Here is a 17038-nt window from a genome sequence, read left to right on the forward strand (position 1 = left end):
TTTTCTAAATTATTGTTCCTTCACAAGTAATTTTTATACCGACACCGTTTACTCTCTACCCTTTTCTGTCAACAATAGTACTTGAGGTGAAATAAGTTGAAATTAAACGATATCGAAAAAACCACATTAAGTAACGCGATAGATCAAATGAATGAAAGTCTAGATAAGTTTATCGAGCTTTACAATGAAGCTGAAGAAGATAAAGAAATTATTACTTTTGACGAAGAAGTTGTGAAATTAATACAAACAGGTATGGATACATATGGAGAAGAAGCAATTACGAAAAAAATTAATACGATTGTAAAAGAAGTACTATCGCTTATTACAGAACAGGAGTAATACCATTGGCAAAAAAGCAATATCGTGTTCCTATATATTTTCAATGGATAAAGTCACCTATAGTACTACGCATTTTATTTCTCATTATTATATTAAACATTTCGTTTGGGACGGTCATTCATTTTGTAGAGCCCGAGGAATTCCCGTTAATCTTTGATGGTGTTTGGTGGGCAATTGTAACTACAGCTACACTTGGTTATGGAGATTTTGTTCCAGTAAGTATTACTGGCCGTATTATTGCGATTGTGCTCATATTAATTGGAACTGGTTTTGTCACTACTTATTTCGTTATGTTAGCTACAAATACTGTAAAAATACAAAACGCGATTTTGGAGGGTAAGGTGAAATATCAAGGTCAAGATCATATCGTTATTATTGGTTGGAATGAGAGAGTTCGTGAAACACTTGAGCAATTAAAAGAAATTGTCAACAAGCCTATGTCTATCGTATTAATTGATGAAAGTTTAAAGGAATTACCTATTCAAGACACTCCTATTCATTTTATTAAAGGTAATTCTACATTTGATCATGTACTACTGGAAGCTAATATTCCGAAAGCTAAAATTGTTATTATTACAGCAGATCAAAGTAAAGAGGAAGCACAAGCTGATATGAACACGATAATTACTCTGTTAAGTGTGAAAGGATTAAACCCAAACGTATACGCAATTGTTGAAATATTAACTTCTGCTCAACTCAAAAATGCAGATCGAGCTGGAGCTGACGAAATCATCCAAACAAATATGCTTTCTAGCTACGTCATAATAAATAGTGTTATGTCAAACGGAATGTCTAATACGTTATTAAAGCTGTTAGATCAATTAAAAGGAAGCAAGCTTACATTTGTTGATGTAAAGGAAGAGTACTTGTATAAAACTTATCAAGAATTACTTAATGAATTATTGGTACAAAATCAATTAGTTATTGGAATTAAAAGAAGAGGAGAAACGATAGTAAATCCTCCTCTTTTAACAGAAATTAAAGAACATGATCGTTTACTTATTATTAAGAGCTAGAGTTAAGAAGGAATTAATACTGCTTCTAATTCTTGAACAAGAGCTTTCCCAAGGTCAACGTACTTTTGAGGAAACTGTGCATCGGGATCTTGTGGTTCTTGGAACTGGTTGAATGATGCTGAGAAATTCCCTATATTTGAATCGTGATCATCATCGACTCCTATTTGATATTTATGAGAGAGTAAAAACGGACGTCCTAATTTCACTTTTGTTCCATGTGAGTCCAGTTGTCCATCTACAGCCTGGAAAGGAACACGGAGAAATTGGTAGCCTACTTCGTCATCAATTTTATAATCAAAATAGCCGTGATCGTAATCCCAATTTCCGCCAATAACATAATTCAATTCTTTTAACTGTAGCTCAAATTGATAAAGTTCATTTTCTAACCCCTCAATTTTAGAAGGAATTGGAATCATGACAACACCTCCCTTTATTAAGTAGGTTGCCCTTTAAAAAAATAGTCATGCAGCAGGTACAAGAGTGTTTATAAAAAAAGCTACGACTAAATAAAATAGTCGTAGCTTTTGTTTATCTAGCTCCAGCGCTTAGGGCTGGCTCTGCTAAAATGTTCTTATTTCAAACGTTTTTCTAGCTCAGCTTTTACTTCTTCAAACCCTGGTTTACCTAGTAGCGCAAACATATTCACTTTATATGCTTCCACTCCAGGTTGATCAAATGGATTTACTCCAAGTAAATAACCACTCATTGCACAAGCTTTTTCAAAGAAATAAACAAGATATCCAAAAGTGTATGCATCCATAGATGGGATGTTTACTACTAGGTTTGGAACTCCTCCATCTGTATGAGCAAGCATCGTTCCTTCGAAAGCTTTTGTATTAACAAAATCAACTGTTTGGCCAGCTAAATAATTGAGCCCATCCAAATCAGCTGCTTCTTCTTCAATCGTTAATTCATGACGTGGTTTTTCAACTTTTATAATTGTTTCAAAAAGATCACGACGTCCTTCTTGTACGTATTGACCTAATGAGTGAAGGTCTGTGGAAAAATTAGCAGATGAAGGAAAGATTCCTTTTTGGTCTTTCCCTTCACTTTCTCCAAACAATTGCTTCCACCATTCAGAGAAATATTGCAGACCAGGCTCATAGTTAATTAACATTTCAATTGTTTTACCTTTGTTATATAAAACATTACGAACTACCGCATATTGATATGCTGCGTTTTCTTCAAGCTCAGATTTACCATATTCTTCGCTAGCATCTGCAGCACCTTTCATCATTGCTTCAATATCTACACCAGTTACTGCAATTGGCAATAAACCTACTGCTGTTAAAACAGAATAACGTCCTCCAACATCATCTGGAATGATGAAACTTTCATAACCCTCTTCTGTTGCTAACGTTTTTAGTGCCCCACGCGCCTTATCAGTAGTCGCGTAAATTCGGTTTTTCGCTTCTTCTTTTCCGTACTTCTCTTCTAATAGCTTACGGAAAATACGGAACGCTATTGCCGGCTCCGTTGTTGTACCTGATTTTGAAATAACGTTAATAGAGAAATCTCTTCCATCTAATAAATCCATTAAGTCTTTCATATAAGTAGAGCTAATATTATTTCCGACAAAAACTACTTGTGGAGTTTTACGTTGCTCTTTCGCTAAAGCATTGTAAAAAGAATGGTTTAACATTTCAATTGCAGCGCGTGCGCCTAAATAAGATCCACCAATTCCAATTACAAGAAGTATGTCAGAGTCTTCTTTTATTTTTTCCGCACTTTTTACGATTCGAGAAAATTCCTCTTTATCATAATTAGTAGGAAGGTCAATCCAGCCTAAATAGTCATTACCTGTTCCTGTTTTTTCATGTAAAGAATGGTGAGCAACTTTTACCGCATCTCTTAAGTATGTAATTTCATGTTCACCGAAAAATGATAAAGCTTTACTGTAATCAAAGCTAATATGTGCCATTTATTTGCCTCCTAAAAACATATTGACCATACCCATTTTCACTTTACAGAAAGAAAGTGAATAATTCAAGAACTCACCTCTAGTTGAAAACGTATACATAGAAAATGTTTTATGTTTGTTCAAAAAAGGTATAGAAAAAGTGCAAATATAGTAATAATTTCAAAAAAATTCAACGAAAGAAAACACCAACATTATATTTAAATAATTTCTCTTACGTATTACCTTAAAAAACGGCTATACTAATGTATAACCGCAATTTTGAAAAAATTTAAACAAAACGAATAAATTTGACGGCTATACTTTTTGTATAACCGCCTTATGTTGGTTCTACTTCTTCTTGCTCTTCTTTTTTGTTTTTTGCAACAACACGAATATACTCCCGGGGTTTAAACGGCTGTATCTGATTATACGTATCTTGATTATTCCCCACTAATACTACTGATGGGTCATAGCTTTGGTACATCTGATTAGTATAATCTTTTTTCGTGTCTACATGGAGCCACCATGCGCCTGCAAATAATGAAGAAAAGATGGATAGAGCAACAGCAGCTTTTCTTTTTACCATAAACCTACCACCACCTAGTAATAGCGTGGCTAAAATTGTCGTTTTTTATTCAAAAAAAATTTTTTTCGTGATTTTTTCCTAGTTTCTATTTATTTAATATAGTTTGGAAAAGTTGCTAATACTAGTAGGCAGTTAGGATGCACACTAATTTATTTTAGTATATAATCTTAATAGTAATCATTCTTAAATAAAAATAACCTTCTTTATAATTTATAAAGAAGGTTAAATATTATACAGAATAGAGGAGGTTAACATCTTGTCACTGATTCACTTAGTGATTCTTTCCCCATTAATATTGGCGATATTTGTACCCTTTTTACACAAGTACTTCCGCCAAATACATACAGGATGGTTTGTATTAATATTACCTATCCTACTTTTTATTTACTTCATAGGCTTTATTCGAAGCTCGATGAACGGGGAAACATACATTAGTACGATGAATTGGATTCCTTCACTTGGAATCAATTTCACTGTATACCTGGATGGTTTAGGACTTTTATTTGCCCTACTGATTACAGGTATCGGTGCACTAGTAGTGCTTTATTCAATTTATTACCTATCGAAAGAAAAAGAAGCACTTAATACGTTTTACGTATATTTATTAATGTTTATGGGCGCAATGCTCGGGGTTGTCTTATCAGATAACTTGATTGTTTTATACTCGTTCTGGGAATTAACAAGCTTTTCTTCTTTCTTGTTAATTAGCTATTGGTATCAACGAGAAAAATCAAGATATGGTGCTCAAAAATCGATGCTAATTACTGTCTTCGGTGGTCTAGCTATGTTAGCTGGTTTTGTGCTCCTATACATCATGACTGGCACATTTAGCATTAGAGAAATTATTGCTAATGTAGATATTGTTACTGCGGATGCACTGTTTATCCCAGCATTAATATTAATATTGCTAGGCGCATTTACTAAATCTGCACAATTTCCATTCCATATTTGGTTACCAGATGCAATGGAAGCTCCAACACCTGTTAGTGCTTATTTACACTCCGCAACGATGGTTAAAGCTGGTATTTATTTAGTAGCAAGAATGAGCCCCATTTTTGCAGGTGCTCCTGAATGGTTCTGGCTCGTATCAGTTTTTGGCCTCATCACCCTTTTCTGGGGTTCCTTCTCCGCGGTGAAGCAAACAGATTTAAAAGGTATATTAGCCTTCTCAACGATAAGTCAATTAGGGTTAATTATGTCGTTGTTAGGTATCGGTAGTGCTGCAGTTTATTACGACTATTTAGATGACAACATTTATACCGTTGCAACGATGGCTGCAGTGTTCCATTTAATTAACCATGCGACCTTTAAAGGTAGCTTGTTTATGGTTGTTGGTATTGTTGATCATGAAACAGGAACACGTGACATACGGAAACTTGGCGGGTTAATGAATATCATGCCAATTTCGTTTACGCTTGCCTTAATAGGAAGTTTTGCGATGGCTGGTTTACCACCATTCAACGGTTTCTTAAGTAAGGAAATGTTCTTTACAGGTATGTTACATGCTACACAAATTGATGCTTGGAATATGGACACATTAGGAATTTTATTCCCAGTATTTGCATGGCTAGCAAGTATTTTTACATTTGTTTACAGTATGATCCTTGTATTCAAAACGTTTACTGGTAAATATCAACCAGAAAAGCTTGATGTGAAACCACATGAAGCACCAATTGGAATGTTAATTTCACCTATTATACTTGTTTCATTAGTTGTGATTTTTGGGTTCTTCCCGAACTTACTATCACCAAGTTTAATCGGTCCAGCAGTTTCATCTATTCTTCCAGATTACTTCTTAATTGAAGATATCAATATATATTTCTGGCACGGATGGACACCAGAGTTATTTATGACAATTGGTGTTGTTGCATTTGGAACATTCCTTTACTTAACTGTTGCAAAGTGGGGGAAAATTTACGAATGGTTCCCGCAACGTTTAGCACTAAATAGATTTTATGACGGTGGAATTGTAGCTCTTGAGCGTGGATCAAACAAATTTACGAATTCATATATGACAGGGTTTATGCGCGATTATTTAATAATAATATTCGGCTTTATGGCGCTATTATTAGGGGCGCTAATTGTTAGATTAGATGTGTTTACATTTAATATAGCTGATGCCGCTGATGTTGGTTTATATGAAGTAATCCTTGCTATTGTAATGGTTATTTCAACCCTTACAGTACTAATATCAAAATCAAGACTAACTGCCATAATTTCCTTAGGGGTTGTGGGTTACTCTCTTGCGTTATTTTTCGTGCTATTCCGTGCACCTGATTTAGCACTAACACAGTTAGTAGTTGAAACGATTTCCGTTGCTCTATACCTTTTAGTGTTCTATCATTTACCAGAATTCAAAGTACAAATAACGCGGTTACGTTTCCGTTTAACAAACTTCATCATATCGGTTGCTGTCGGCTTAATTGTTATCATCATTGGGATTTCTGCTAATAGTCACCGCTTGTTCGAATCTATTTCTAGCTATTTCGAAGCGGCTACTTATACTGAAGCTGGTGGTAAAAACATGGTAAACGTCATTTTAGTTGACTTCCGTGGTTTTGATACATTATTTGAAGGTGCCGTTCTAGTTATTGCTGCATTCGGAATTTATATGATGATTAAATTACGTCTAGCTGATAAGAAAGGAGGCGTAGAGGGTGAAGGCAAATGATTTGATCCTTCAAACGGTCACTACGATACTGTCGTTTCTTATCATTACTTTCTCTATCTATATTTTCTTTGCTGGTCACTACACACCAGGTGGAGGATTTATTGGAGGACTAATGACGTCCGCTGCGCTTGTTTTATTATTACTAGCGTTTGATATGAAAACAGTAAAAACCGTTTTTCCTATTAATTTTATGACAGTTTCAGCTATTGGGCTGTTAATCTGTGTGTTGACAGGAGTTGGTGCTATGTTCTTCGATGCGCCGTTCCTATCGCATACTTTTGGTTATGAAACTTTCCCTATTCTAGGGGAAACTGCTCTTGCAACATCTACTATTTTTGACGTAGGAGTTTATTTAATTGTTGTAGGTGTTGCAATGACCATTATTCAAACGATTGGAGAGAGCGAATAATGGAAATATTGATGACTATAGTTGCTGGAATTTTAGTAGCATGTGCTACGTATTTAATTCTTTCAAAAAGTATTTTACGTATTATTCTTGGTACTGCCCTATTATCACATGGTGCTCACCTTCTACTTCTATCAATGGGTGGATTAAAAACAGGTGCCGCTCCACTGTTAGGTCAAAACGCGGATAGTTATTCAGACCCGCTTCCACAAGCACTGATCTTAACTGCGATTGTTATTAGCTTTGGGGTAACATCCTTTTTCTTAGTGCTTGCATATAGAGCTTATCAAGAACTGAAAACAGACGATATGGATAAATTAAGGGGAAATGAAAATGAGTAACCTTGTTATATTACCCATACTTATCCCCCTGCTTGCTGGAACGATTTTATTATTTTTCCCAAGGCAGTTACAGCTGCAAAAATGGATAAGTGTGTTTGCGTTGTCACTTACAACAATTAGCTCGATCGTTCTCGTTCAAACAGTATTTAATAACGGTATTCAAACGTTAGAACTTGGTGGCTGGAAACCTCCTTTTGGAATAGTACTAGTTGCGGATATGTTCAGTGCACTTTTAGTTTTAACTGGGATTGTTGTTAGTTTTACATGTATATTGTTTGCTTTTAAATCTATTGGAGAAGATCGAGAAAAGCATTATTTCTACGCTTTTACCCAGTTTTTAATAACTGGTGTAATGGGTGCCTTTTTAACAGGTGACTTGTTTAACCTATTTGTATTCTTCGAAGTATTTTTAATGGCTTCCTATGCACTAATTGTTATTGGAGGTACAAAGATTCAGTTACGTGAATCTTTAAAGTACGTCTTAATAAATGTCATTTCATCTGCACTATTCGTTATTGCGGTTGCCTACATTTATGCTGTACTTGGAACATTAAACATCGCTGACTTAGGTGCTAGAGTTGCAGAATATGGGCAAACTCCATTGTTAACTGTCATTGCAATTTTGTTCCTTGTTGTTTTCGGATTAAAAGGTGGTCTTTTCCCACTATACTTTTGGTTACCCGGTTCCTATAAAGCACCTCCATATGCTGTAACTGCATTGTTTGGGGCTCTTTTAACGAAAGTTGGAGTGTACGCTATCTTCCGTATGTTCTCTGTCATTTTCCCACATGAGCCGCAAATAACACATCAAATTATCGCTGTACTCGCAGGCATAACGATATTAATTGGTGCTATCGGTGCAGTCGCTTATTCGGATGTAAAACAGATTATTATTTACAACATTATTACTGCTATTGGAGTAATTGTGTTCGGTGTTGTTATTGCAACAGAAACAGGTTATGCTGGAGCTATTTATTATTTAGTACATGACATGGTCATCAAAGGAGCATTATTCCTCCTAGCTGGCGCAATGTTTACGATTACTGGAACCAATAAAATAAAAGAAATGGGTGGACTAATAAAAAGACATCCACTACTTGGTTGGATGTTCTTCTTAGCTGCTTTAGCGCTTGCTGGTATTCCACCACTAAGCGGTTTCGTTGGGAAAGTACTACTAACTCAAGCTGGTTTAAGTGAAGGCCACTATTGGTTCGTAGCTGTTATGTTACTTTCTAGCTTACTTGTTCTATATTCTGTTATGAAAATATTCTTGAATTGCTTCTTTAGAGAAGAAGTTCTAACGGAAAAGGAAGAAAAGGGCTCGATAAAAGGTTTAGTGTATCCTTCTGTTATTCTAATTGCCATTTCCGTCTTTTTAGGAGTGGGAGCAGAAGTTGTTACCCCGTATATTATGCAAGCAGCTGAAACATTAGCAGACCCTACTGCTTATATTCAAGCAGTATTAAAGGAGTAGTTTCTATGGCTTTTCAAATTTTAATAAATTTAACGATCGCATTTTTATGGATGTTCCTAAAAATTGATTGGACGTTTCCGACTTTTTTCGTTGGCTATTTTTGGGGAATATTTATTCTTTGGGCGATGAGGAGATTTTTCCCTGGTAGACTTTACGTAGAAAGAGTGTGGGCTGCTTTTAAGCTACTCCTCATCTTTTTCCGTGAACTTATTTTATCTAACATTCAAGTTATTCGGGATATTTTACGTCCGAAGCTAAATATTCAGCCTGGAATTTTCGCCATGCCAACAGATTTGAATACTAGATGGGAAATAACATTACTATCACTTCTCATTAGTTTAACTCCAGGTACGTTAGTAATGGATATTTCTGACGATAATAAAATATTGTATATACATGCGATGAATATACCAGATGCTGATGCAACGATTAAAGATATTAAAAATAACTTTGAACGAGTTATTAAGGAGGTGACTAGATAAAATGTTTGATACACCATTAGACATTATGTTAACAATTGGGCTCGTCATTTTATCTATCTCTACTTTAGGACTCGTATACAGAGTAGTAAAAGGCCCATCTGTTCCTGATAGAGTGATGGGGCTTGACTCTATCGGTATTAATTTAATAGGGATTACAGCAATTACATCTATTATTTTAAGGACAGATGCCTTTTTAGAAGTTATCTTATTAATTGGGATAATCGCATTTGTTGGAACAGTAGCATTCTCGAAGTTTTTACAGAAAGGGGAGATTTTTGACCGTGACAGAAGCAACTAGTTATGTTATTGGTGGTTTGGTCATTTTAGGATCTCTTCTAAGCCTTGTTACAACAATCGGACTCATTCGTTTACCGGATGTGTATTGCCGAAGTCATGCGGCTTCTAAGAGCTCTACGTTAGGTGTACTTTTTGTTCTTATTGCTGCTATGCTTTATTTCTGGTTTGATAGTCAATATTTTAGTGCTCGACTTCTACTAGGAATCATTTTCGTATTCATTACTGCTCCAGTAGGTGCCCATCTTATGACGAGAGCTGCGTATTATACGGACGTTAAGCTTTCAAACACATCAATCCAAGATGATTTACGTGATAAAAAAGAACAAGAAGAAGCACAGCTAAAACGCGTAAGAGGTTAAATGAAGAAGGAGTAGCGATTCATAAGTCGCTACTCCTTTATTTTTTATAGACATGCTTTTAATATAGAAGTTACATCTTCTTCATGTAGCGGTTTAAAATTACCGATAGGACCATTTGCAAGGATATGGTGGGTCATTTGTTCAAATTGGGAATCATCAATGTTATAGTCCGCTAAACGAGAAGGAGCCCCTAATGAATCCCAAAATTGACGTAAACGTTCTATTCCTTCTAACGCCACTTCGCGATCGTCCTTATCCGTGTCATCTACTTCAAATACTCGAACCGCTAATTGTTTAAACTTCGCAACATTCTCATCTAGAACGTGCTTCATCCAGTTAGGGAATATAATAGCTAATCCCCCCGCATGAGGTATATCGTAAATCGCTGAAATCGCATGTTCAATTCCATGAGAAGCCCAATCTCCACGGTACCCCATTTGCAACATACCATTTAACGCAATCGTTCCACTATAAAGTATTGTTTCTCGATGTTCATAGCTTGTTAAATCCTCTAATAATTTTGGAGCTGTTTCTATTACGGTTTTTAACACACTTTCACACATTCTATCTTGAAGTGGTGTATGTGTTGCATTGTTGAAGTACTGTTCAAAAACGTGCGACATCATATCAACGATTCCATATACAGTATGATTTTTTGGAACTGTTACAGTGTTTTGTGGATCTAATATAGAAAACTGCGGGAAAGTAAAAGGACTACCCCAGCCATGCTTTTCTTTCGTTTCCCAGTTCGTAATAACCGATCCAGAATTCATTTCAGAACCAGTTGCAGCTAATGTTAACACAGTACCGAACGGTAAAGCTTCATGAACTGGAGCTTTTTTTATGACAATATCCCATACATCGCCATCATATTTTGCACCAGCGGCAATTGCTTTCGTACAATCGATAACACTTCCACCACCAACGGCTAATAAAAAATCAATTTGATGTTCTTTACGTAATGCAACACCTTTTCGTACTGTTTCTACCCTAGGGTTAGGTTCAACCCCTCCTAATTCCGTTACGTTAGCATTTGCCTTTTGAAGTTGCTGAATTACTTGGTCATACAAACCACTTTTCTTTATACTTCCCCCACCGTAAACAAGAAGGATATTTTTCCCGTACGTTTGCAAATGATTAGCAAGATTTTCTACCTCATCTTTGCCAAATATTAATCTAGTCGGATTATAAAAAGTAAAATTATTCATATGTAAAAAACCTCCTTTTTTATTGATTATGAACTATCCTTTCCTACGATGTAAAGAAAACGGCATTTTTATACATGAATATTTTTTTAAGCGTGAATAATATTTTAAAATTCAACAAAACATAGGGAAGAAGCACTTATATTCTCAAGGAGGGAATGTGATGAGCACAATACAACGTATTGCGTTAGCTCTTACGATCATCGGAGCTATTAACTGGGGCCTAATCGGATTTTTCGGATTTGACCTCGTAGCAGCGATATTTGGAGGGCAAAATGCAGCTCTATCTCGTATCATTTATGGTCTAGTTGGTATTGCTGGATTAATTAATCTCGGCTTATTGTTTAGACCATCAGAAGCTTACGAAACAGAAGCTGAACCTAGAACTACTCGATAAACACGTGACAACTTAGTTAATACAACTGTAATTGAAAATATCCTCTTCCTATATTTAGGTAGAGGATATTTTTTGTTCATACAAAAAGTCCCCTAATACACTTTCTATTAGGGGAGCGTTATTCTACTTTTCACTTACGTACAGTCGTGGAAGTTTATTTTTTAATTAAATCTTCACGCTTAGATTGTTCAATCCATTCTTCTAGTTTATCTTTTAACGTGTTGAAACCTTGTGAGTTATCATCTGTTTTAATTGCTGTAGCTGTAGCTTGACGCTTTTTCGGCTTTTTAGGAGCTGCAGGTGCCTGCTTCGGTGCTTCTTCTGTAGCTTTAATAGATAAGCTAATTTTCCCGTTCCCCTCGTCTACAGAGAGAACCTTTACAGAAACCTCTTCTCCTTTTGTTAAATGCTCATTAATATCTTTCACATAACCATGTGTAATTTCTGAAATGTGAACTAACCCTTGCGTCTCTTCATTAATTGCTACAAAAACTCCATAAGGCTGAATTCCAGTTACCTTCCCTTTTAAAACCGTACCTACTTCAATTTTATCTGACATATAAACACTCCTATATTTTTATTATTTTACAAGTTATACGCAATAAAACATTATACCATAAAATTTGCTTACATACAAAAAGAACTCACTATACTGTTAGATTGTCTCAAACTTAGCTATTCCATTACCTTGAATAGATTATTTATCAGAAAAAGTTCAAACTTTTTTCCTAAAAATGGTGTTATAGTAAAAGGAGAATTAGATAAGGAGGGAGACCTATGAAAAAGATTGGAGAAATTATAAAAACACACCGTCAACGCGCAAATTTAACTGTTCATCAATTAGCTAGTAAAATTAGAGTTGGTACTGCTACAATTGAAAAGTATGAGGCTTCCTTAAAAACTCCAGACGTGCAAACATTACTAAGATTATCCACCGTATTAGATATACCCGCTTCTGAATTCTCACAAGTAAATATGGAAAGTGTTCAAAACCAGTTAGAATTGGACGAAGAATTGTTATCTTTAATTGAAAAAATCGGTATTCCAAAAACGAAAGAAATATTGCATTTTGAGTTAAAGCAAAGAAATTTCGTAAAATAATGTTTAAAAACTAAAATGGTGGGAATTACTATAATATGAAGACTTTCTAGTATTCCCCCTTTGTTATAAGGCAAAATCCTTTATGGATTTTGCCCTTTTTTTCGTTTAGGAAATTATACAAGTGGAAAGTTATGGATAACTACTACCTTGTGTGTACTACCTTGTGTTGCTACGTCCAGCTCCGGCGGCTTGGCCCTCGAGACATAAGGCAGTCACTTCCGGTGGACAAAGAGCGTCCACCTGCAGCGCCGCACCTTGCTTGTCTGGCCAGAACGAGCCGCCTGCGCTTTTGTTCATTCCAGCACATTATTCTGTACCAGCATTTTTATGTTATTCATTTCTTTCTTTTGGGAAAAATACTTTTAAATACATGTTGGAGTGTTGTCATATGGTTGGAGAAGGAAAAGCATTTACGAAAAATCTATTAGGGGTGGACGTATATTACGAACTTTATCCTAACAAGGATGCAACCAATAAACCGGTGATGGTATTAATACATGGTTTTTTATCCTCTTCCTTTAGTTATAGAAGATTATTCCCTTTATTAAAAAAGGACTATACAGTTTTGAGCGTTGATTTACCGCCTTTTGGTAAAAGTGGAAAGCAGACAACCTTTGTATACTCTTATGAAAATATGGCAAAACTCGTGCTCCATTTACTTCAATCGTTATCATTTCATCGAGCAATCGTAGTTGGCCATTCTATGGGAGGACAAATTGCACTAAATATGAGTAAACTAAAGCCCGACATAGTAGAAAAATGTATTCTGTTATGTAGCTCTGGCTATCAAAAAAGAATGTCAAATTCCCTAATAGTTAGTTCACGTATACCGTTTTTTCATATGTGGGTAAAATATTGGTTAGGTCGAAAAGGTATTCTAGGAAATTTATATAACGTAGTATACGATCGCTCATTAGTTGACGATGAAATGGTCAGTGGGTATTTACAGCCGTTTACGAATGACGATATTTTCCGAGCACTGACAAGAATGATTCGTGACCGAGAAGGGGATTTAGCAGCTGAAGAATTAAAAGGAATTGAAACTCCCAACTTACTCATTTGGGGCGAAGAAGATCGAGTGGTTCCACTTCCTATTGGTGTACGATTAAGCAATGATTTACCGAATTCAAAGCTTATAACGTACAAAAAAACTGGTCATTTACTTCCGGAAGAAAAACCAGACTACGTTACAGAAAATATATTAGAATTTGCACAATCATAAAAACGATCTTAGCAAATAGTAGGTCTGTTTACGATTTGCGAAATAAAAATGAGGAGAACATAACTCTCCTCATTTTTATATGGAACAGGAAGAATCACTATTTTTAATTAACAGTAATTCGTTCGCTATATTTACACATTTTTGTAACGGAACTATTTCCTCAAAGGAAAACTCAATTATTGCTTGAATTTTTTTCGCTAAAGGCATGATATCTTCGAGTTCGTGCACAGCTTGAATAATATCAACCCGTTCTGTTTCGTATGCGTCCTCACCGTATTGTAGAGGGTCCCAATTCATTAAAACATCCATTAATTGGAGGTGTATATTTGCATTCATCAAAATAGGTCACCTAACTTTCTATACTAAAGCTTATCAGTTTAATTATAAACAACATACCAGATATAATAGTAATAGAATACACGAAAGTGGTAAGGAGCAAAAGGGGGATTGTATGGAAAACTTTAAAGAAGTTAATCGTAAAAATACTGCAAGTGTAAAATGGGATTATACGAAAGAAGTTTTTGGCGTAGATGATTGTTTACCGATGTGGGTGGCAGATATGGATTTCCCTGCACCTAGAGCTGTTACAGATGCGATTATAAAAAGAGCAGAACACGGCGTCTACGGATACACTTCTGTGCCTTCTACTGTGACGGAGACTATCCAAAGTTGGTATAGTACTAACTATCAATGGCATTTCAACTCTAATACCGTTACGTATCTTTCAGGGGTCGTCCCAGGGCTTAGTGCGATCATTCAATCGTTATCGGAAAAGAATGATAAAGTTTTAACATTTTCACCTGTTTATTACCCTTTTTTTAATATGATTCAATTGAATAATCGCCAATTAGTTACGAGTCCCCTTCTCTTTGAAAACGGACGTTACTATTTAGACTTTGAAGATTTAGAGAAGAAACTTAAAGATTCTGTGAAGTTACTTTTACTTTGCAATCCACACAATCCTGGTGGGACTGTTTGGACAAAAGAAGAACTAAATAAAATCGGTGAATTATGCGTAAAATATGATGTAATCGTCGTTTCAGATGAAATCCACGGAGACTTAACCCTTTTTGGTAACATTTACACACCGTTTGCTTCCATTTCTGAGGAATTTACAAATCAATCCGTTATTTGTATCGCTCCTACAAAAACGTTCAACATTGCAGGGTTACAAGCAGCTGCTATCATTACACACGATGATACAAAGAAAAGAAAGATTGATGCATTCCTTGAACGGCAAGGGCATTTTACAATAAACACGTTTGGTATGATAGGTATGGAAGCAGCGTATAGTAAAGGTGCCTTATGGCTTTCTCACGTTAAAAAATTGATAGAAGAAAATGTAGAGACGGCTGTATCTTTTATTAAAGAACAAGTTCCGAACGTCACTGCTTTTAAGCCAGAAGGAACTTATTTAATATGGATTGACTGTCGGAAACTTCAACTAAATGAAGAACAATTAAAAGTTGCATTACTAAATAGAGGAAAACTTGCATTAGATTTCGGAAAAAAGTTTGGGCCCGAAGCAGTAGGCTTTGTTCGTATGAACGTTGCCTGTTCGAAAGAAACGTTAAATGAGGGACTAAAAAGATTAAAGTTGGCCCTAACAAACGAATAGAAAAACGAGCATAAAAGCTTGAAAATACTATTATTTTTCAAGCTTTTACGTCCGTTGCAAATGTTCTAAATAATTCAACTTCTTTACAGCTACTTTATCTCCTTCAATTTTCACTAAATGCACTCCGGTATCACCTGTATGAAAAGAAACGTGAGATTTGACAGGAAGTTGAAGTATGCTTTTCAAAATGTTTGATATCGTTCCACCATGTGATACAATCGCAATTCTAGCTACTGCATAACTTTCCGTTAATATTTTTGAAAGTACTTGTTCACACCGCATTCTAAATTCAATTTCTGATTCTCCACCCTCAATTCTTTCATGAGGCTTCCTTCCACTAGGTGGTATTGGGTAGCGGGTTGCAGCAACTTCACGAGGTAAACCTGCTAATACACCGTTATGAAACTCCATTAAGTTTTTTTCATATTTCATCATACAACTTACTTCTGTTGCGATAATTTGTGCCGTTTCTGAAGCTCTTTTTAACGTACTAGACCATATTAAGTCAGGAGGACAGTACTCATTTAAATACTGACCTAATTTCTTAGCCTGTTCTCTTCCTAGATCAGTTAAGGGATAATCAGCCCTACCTTCATGAACATTCAATACGTCAGCTTCAGATTGCCCATGACGAATTATTAGTATTTCCATGATGATCCCCCTCTTATTATCTGTAAATTTAAAATTATCCCAAAACACATAAATATGTCAATAGTATTACAAAAATATTTCTAAAATATTTCTTTTGGTCTGAACCGAAAGGAGGATACATTTTCGTAATAAAGCGCTTACAAAAAAAGAATAGTGTAGTTGTACTTATGTAGGTAGCAATCATTATATTCATGTATTGGTATGTATTTGTTAACTTTCCATTTTACGTGCTGCATAGAAATTGAATAATTTTATGACAGGCATTTTAAGGAACAAAAAAACCGTAAAAGATAACCCTTTTACGGTTTTGATATTATTCTTGTTCTTCTTCGTCAACTGGTTCTTCTACTTTTTCACCTTTTTTTGCAACTTCTTTTGTTATAACACCACAAGCAATTCTTGCACCAGAGTCACCCGTTGGTTGTGTCATTCCATCGTCACGGTTTTCGGTAATGATTATGCTAGTCCCTTCTTTTCCGAAAATAGATGTTTTACCGTCTTTAAATGTCAGTTCAGGAGCCATTAATTCTGCAACTACTGTACCATCATCCTCCACGATAATGTTCGGCAAATCTCCAGCATGAGCTCCTTCTGGATGCATTAAACCATGTTCTTTATCATCTGGATTAAAATGGTTTCCAGCTGTTTGATAATCTGGCGGGTCACATTTTCCTACTTCGTGTATATGTATACCATGCTCTCCGGGCGGTAGCCCTTCTAAATTCAGTTCAATTTTCACTCCATCAGGTTGTTCAGTAAGTTTCGCTACTCCAAGACTGTCTCCATTTTCGTTAAATATTTCGACATCCATACTTGTAATATTTTCTTCTAAACATCCTGTTAATAGAAAACAAACACACAAAACTATTCCTATGACTTTTTTACCCATAGACGCCTCCAAAATATTTTACTTCTAGACTCTGTTAACGTTTTTGCTCGTTTAACAATTGCCCTTTATAAAATTAAGTACCTT

At 35.5% G+C, this 17038-nt stretch carries 21 protein-coding genes; 13 read left to right on the top strand and 8 right to left on the bottom strand.

Annotated features, from left to right (window positions below; translation table 11 throughout):
• Positions 1–96 precede the first annotated feature (96 nt).
• The gene (locus tag O1A01_RS20730; RefSeq protein WP_066420827.1) at positions 97–339 is read left to right on the top strand and encodes an atypical membrane-integrating protein (Mistic protein); all 243 of its coding nucleotides are present in this window, start codon (positions 97–99) and stop codon (positions 337–339) included.
• A gap of 5 nt (positions 340–344) precedes the next feature.
• Entirely contained in the window at positions 345–1355 is a 1011-nt protein-coding gene (locus tag O1A01_RS20735; protein ID WP_270064869.1) for a potassium channel family protein, read from the top strand.
• A 2-nt stretch (positions 1356–1357) separates the two neighbouring features.
• On the opposite strand, the gene O1A01_RS20740 is transcribed toward O1A01_RS20735, so the two are convergent.
• From O1A01_RS20740 to O1A01_RS20750, 3 genes are all read right to left on the bottom strand, one after another.
• Complete coding sequence (locus O1A01_RS20740) at positions 1358–1771, bottom strand: YugN-like family protein (RefSeq protein ID WP_066420830.1); 414 nt, start codon at positions 1769–1771, stop codon at positions 1358–1360.
• A 155-nt stretch (positions 1772–1926) separates the two neighbouring features.
• Positions 1927–3276, bottom strand: a complete 1350-nt coding sequence (locus O1A01_RS20745) for a glucose-6-phosphate isomerase (protein ID WP_270064870.1) — start codon at positions 3274–3276, stop codon at positions 1927–1929.
• 316 nt (positions 3277–3592) lie between these two features.
• Positions 3593–3841: a hypothetical protein gene (locus O1A01_RS20750; RefSeq protein WP_066420833.1), complete on the bottom strand. Its 249-nt coding sequence runs from the start codon at positions 3839–3841 to the stop codon at positions 3593–3595.
• A 256-nt stretch (positions 3842–4097) separates the two neighbouring features.
• Here O1A01_RS20750 and O1A01_RS20755 point away from each other — a divergent pair, with 256 nt between their 5' ends.
• The 7 genes from O1A01_RS20755 to mnhG are packed head-to-tail and all read left to right on the top strand — an operon-like array spanning position 4098 to position 9871.
• Entirely contained in the window at positions 4098–6512 is a 2415-nt protein-coding gene (locus O1A01_RS20755) for a Na+/H+ antiporter subunit A (RefSeq protein WP_270064871.1), read from the top strand.
• Positions 6499–6921, top strand: a complete 423-nt coding sequence (locus O1A01_RS20760; protein ID WP_270064872.1) for a Na(+)/H(+) antiporter subunit B — start codon at positions 6499–6501, stop codon at positions 6919–6921. Before O1A01_RS20755 ends, O1A01_RS20760 begins: the two co-directional genes overlap by 14 nt.
• Positions 6921–7259: a Na(+)/H(+) antiporter subunit C gene (locus O1A01_RS20765; RefSeq protein WP_270064873.1), complete on the top strand. Its 339-nt coding sequence runs from the start codon at positions 6921–6923 to the stop codon at positions 7257–7259. Before O1A01_RS20760 ends, O1A01_RS20765 begins: the two co-directional genes overlap by 1 nt.
• Complete coding sequence (locus O1A01_RS20770) at positions 7252–8733, top strand: Na+/H+ antiporter subunit D (RefSeq protein ID WP_270064874.1); 1482 nt, start codon at positions 7252–7254, stop codon at positions 8731–8733. Before O1A01_RS20765 ends, O1A01_RS20770 begins: the two co-directional genes overlap by 8 nt.
• Positions 8734–8738: 5 nt before the next feature.
• Positions 8739–9215 (top strand): Na+/H+ antiporter subunit E, encoded by a 477-nt coding sequence (locus tag O1A01_RS20775; protein WP_270064875.1) that lies wholly within the window; start codon positions 8739–8741, stop codon positions 9213–9215.
• Between the two features lies 1 nt (position 9216).
• Positions 9217–9513, top strand: coding sequence for a Na(+)/H(+) antiporter subunit F1 (locus O1A01_RS20780; protein ID WP_270064876.1), 297 nt, complete (start codon positions 9217–9219; stop codon positions 9511–9513).
• Positions 9497–9871: a monovalent cation/H(+) antiporter subunit G gene (mnhG, locus tag O1A01_RS20785; RefSeq protein ID WP_270064877.1), complete on the top strand. Its 375-nt coding sequence runs from the start codon at positions 9497–9499 to the stop codon at positions 9869–9871. Before O1A01_RS20780 ends, mnhG begins: the two co-directional genes overlap by 17 nt.
• A gap of 44 nt (positions 9872–9915) precedes the next feature.
• Here the strand turns inward: mnhG and O1A01_RS20790 are convergent, their stop codons facing one another.
• Positions 9916–11079 (bottom strand): iron-containing alcohol dehydrogenase, encoded by a 1164-nt coding sequence (locus tag O1A01_RS20790; RefSeq protein ID WP_270064878.1) that lies wholly within the window; start codon positions 11077–11079, stop codon positions 9916–9918.
• A gap of 160 nt (positions 11080–11239) precedes the next feature.
• Here O1A01_RS20790 and O1A01_RS20795 point away from each other — a divergent pair, with 160 nt between their 5' ends.
• A complete protein-coding gene (locus tag O1A01_RS20795) occupies positions 11240–11473 on the top strand; it encodes a DUF378 domain-containing protein (protein ID WP_066420847.1) in 234 nt (77 codons plus the stop codon).
• A 154-nt stretch (positions 11474–11627) separates the two neighbouring features.
• On the opposite strand, the gene yugI is transcribed toward O1A01_RS20795, so the two are convergent.
• The gene (yugI, locus tag O1A01_RS20800) at positions 11628–12032 is read right to left on the bottom strand and encodes a S1 domain-containing post-transcriptional regulator GSP13 (protein WP_066420848.1); all 405 of its coding nucleotides are present in this window, start codon (positions 12030–12032) and stop codon (positions 11628–11630) included.
• 218 nt (positions 12033–12250) lie between these two features.
• Here yugI and O1A01_RS20805 point away from each other — a divergent pair, with 218 nt between their 5' ends.
• Both O1A01_RS20805 and O1A01_RS20810 read left to right on the top strand, forming a co-directional pair.
• On the top strand, positions 12251–12574 hold the full coding sequence (locus O1A01_RS20805; protein ID WP_270064879.1) for a helix-turn-helix domain-containing protein: 324 nt from the start codon (positions 12251–12253) through the stop codon (positions 12572–12574).
• A gap of 388 nt (positions 12575–12962) precedes the next feature.
• The gene (locus O1A01_RS20810; protein ID WP_270064880.1) at positions 12963–13796 is read left to right on the top strand and encodes an alpha/beta fold hydrolase; all 834 of its coding nucleotides are present in this window, start codon (positions 12963–12965) and stop codon (positions 13794–13796) included.
• 75 nt (positions 13797–13871) lie between these two features.
• Here O1A01_RS20810 and O1A01_RS20815 read toward each other — a convergent pair whose 3' ends face one another.
• The gene (locus O1A01_RS20815) at positions 13872–14132 is read right to left on the bottom strand and encodes a DUF1871 family protein (protein ID WP_270064881.1); all 261 of its coding nucleotides are present in this window, start codon (positions 14130–14132) and stop codon (positions 13872–13874) included.
• A gap of 115 nt (positions 14133–14247) precedes the next feature.
• Between O1A01_RS20815 and O1A01_RS20820 the strand changes: the two genes are divergently transcribed.
• Complete coding sequence (locus O1A01_RS20820) at positions 14248–15414, top strand: MalY/PatB family protein (RefSeq protein WP_270064882.1); 1167 nt, start codon at positions 14248–14250, stop codon at positions 15412–15414.
• 45 nt (positions 15415–15459) lie between these two features.
• On the opposite strand, the gene O1A01_RS20825 is transcribed toward O1A01_RS20820, so the two are convergent.
• Positions 15460–16065 (bottom strand): histidine phosphatase family protein, encoded by a 606-nt coding sequence (locus O1A01_RS20825; RefSeq protein WP_066418916.1) that lies wholly within the window; start codon positions 16063–16065, stop codon positions 15460–15462.
• 313 nt (positions 16066–16378) lie between these two features.
• The gene (locus O1A01_RS20830; RefSeq protein WP_066418919.1) at positions 16379–16954 is read right to left on the bottom strand and encodes a superoxide dismutase family protein; all 576 of its coding nucleotides are present in this window, start codon (positions 16952–16954) and stop codon (positions 16379–16381) included.
• Between the last annotated feature and the right edge of the window lie 84 nt (positions 16955–17038).

Origin of the sequence: Sutcliffiella sp. NC1 (assembly GCF_027594365.1) — a bacterium.
Taxonomy (GTDB): Bacteria; Bacillota; Bacilli; order Bacillales; family Bacillaceae_I; genus Sutcliffiella; species Sutcliffiella cohnii.

What these genes read in the sequence shown, in the direction of transcription:
- O1A01_RS20740 (WP_066420830.1), bottom strand. Translation starts at nt 1,771, where the DNA reads ATGATTCCAATTCCTTCTAAAATTGAGGGGTTAGAAAATGAACTTTAT.
- O1A01_RS20795 (WP_066420847.1), top strand. Translation starts at nt 11,240, where the DNA reads ATGAGCACAATACAACGTATTGCGTTAGCTCTTACGATCATCGGAGCT.
- yugI (WP_066420848.1), bottom strand. Translation starts at nt 12,032, where the DNA reads ATGTCAGATAAAATTGAAGTAGGTACGGTTTTAAAAGGGAAGGTAACT.
- O1A01_RS20825 (WP_066418916.1), bottom strand. Translation starts at nt 16,065, where the DNA reads ATGGAAATACTAATAATTCGTCATGGGCAATCTGAAGCTGACGTATTG.
- O1A01_RS20780 (WP_270064876.1), top strand. Translation starts at nt 9,217, where the DNA reads ATGTTTGATACACCATTAGACATTATGTTAACAATTGGGCTCGTCATT.
- O1A01_RS20805 (WP_270064879.1), top strand. Translation starts at nt 12,251, where the DNA reads ATGAAAAAGATTGGAGAAATTATAAAAACACACCGTCAACGCGCAAAT.
- O1A01_RS20750 (WP_066420833.1), bottom strand. Translation starts at nt 3,841, where the DNA reads ATGGTAAAAAGAAAAGCTGCTGTTGCTCTATCCATCTTTTCTTCATTA.
- O1A01_RS20830 (WP_066418919.1), bottom strand. Translation starts at nt 16,954, where the DNA reads ATGGGTAAAAAAGTCATAGGAATAGTTTTGTGTGTTTGTTTTCTATTA.
- O1A01_RS20820 (WP_270064882.1), top strand. Translation starts at nt 14,248, where the DNA reads ATGGAAAACTTTAAAGAAGTTAATCGTAAAAATACTGCAAGTGTAAAA.
- O1A01_RS20810 (WP_270064880.1), top strand. Translation starts at nt 12,963, where the DNA reads ATGGTTGGAGAAGGAAAAGCATTTACGAAAAATCTATTAGGGGTGGAC.
- O1A01_RS20790 (WP_270064878.1), bottom strand. Translation starts at nt 11,079, where the DNA reads ATGAATAATTTTACTTTTTATAATCCGACTAGATTAATATTTGGCAAA.
- O1A01_RS20745 (WP_270064870.1), bottom strand. Translation starts at nt 3,276, where the DNA reads ATGGCACATATTAGCTTTGATTACAGTAAAGCTTTATCATTTTTCGGT.
- O1A01_RS20775 (WP_270064875.1), top strand. Translation starts at nt 8,739, where the DNA reads ATGGCTTTTCAAATTTTAATAAATTTAACGATCGCATTTTTATGGATG.
- O1A01_RS20765 (WP_270064873.1), top strand. Translation starts at nt 6,921, where the DNA reads ATGGAAATATTGATGACTATAGTTGCTGGAATTTTAGTAGCATGTGCT.
- O1A01_RS20770 (WP_270064874.1), top strand. Translation starts at nt 7,252, where the DNA reads ATGAGTAACCTTGTTATATTACCCATACTTATCCCCCTGCTTGCTGGA.
- O1A01_RS20815 (WP_270064881.1), bottom strand. Translation starts at nt 14,132, where the DNA reads ATGAATGCAAATATACACCTCCAATTAATGGATGTTTTAATGAATTGG.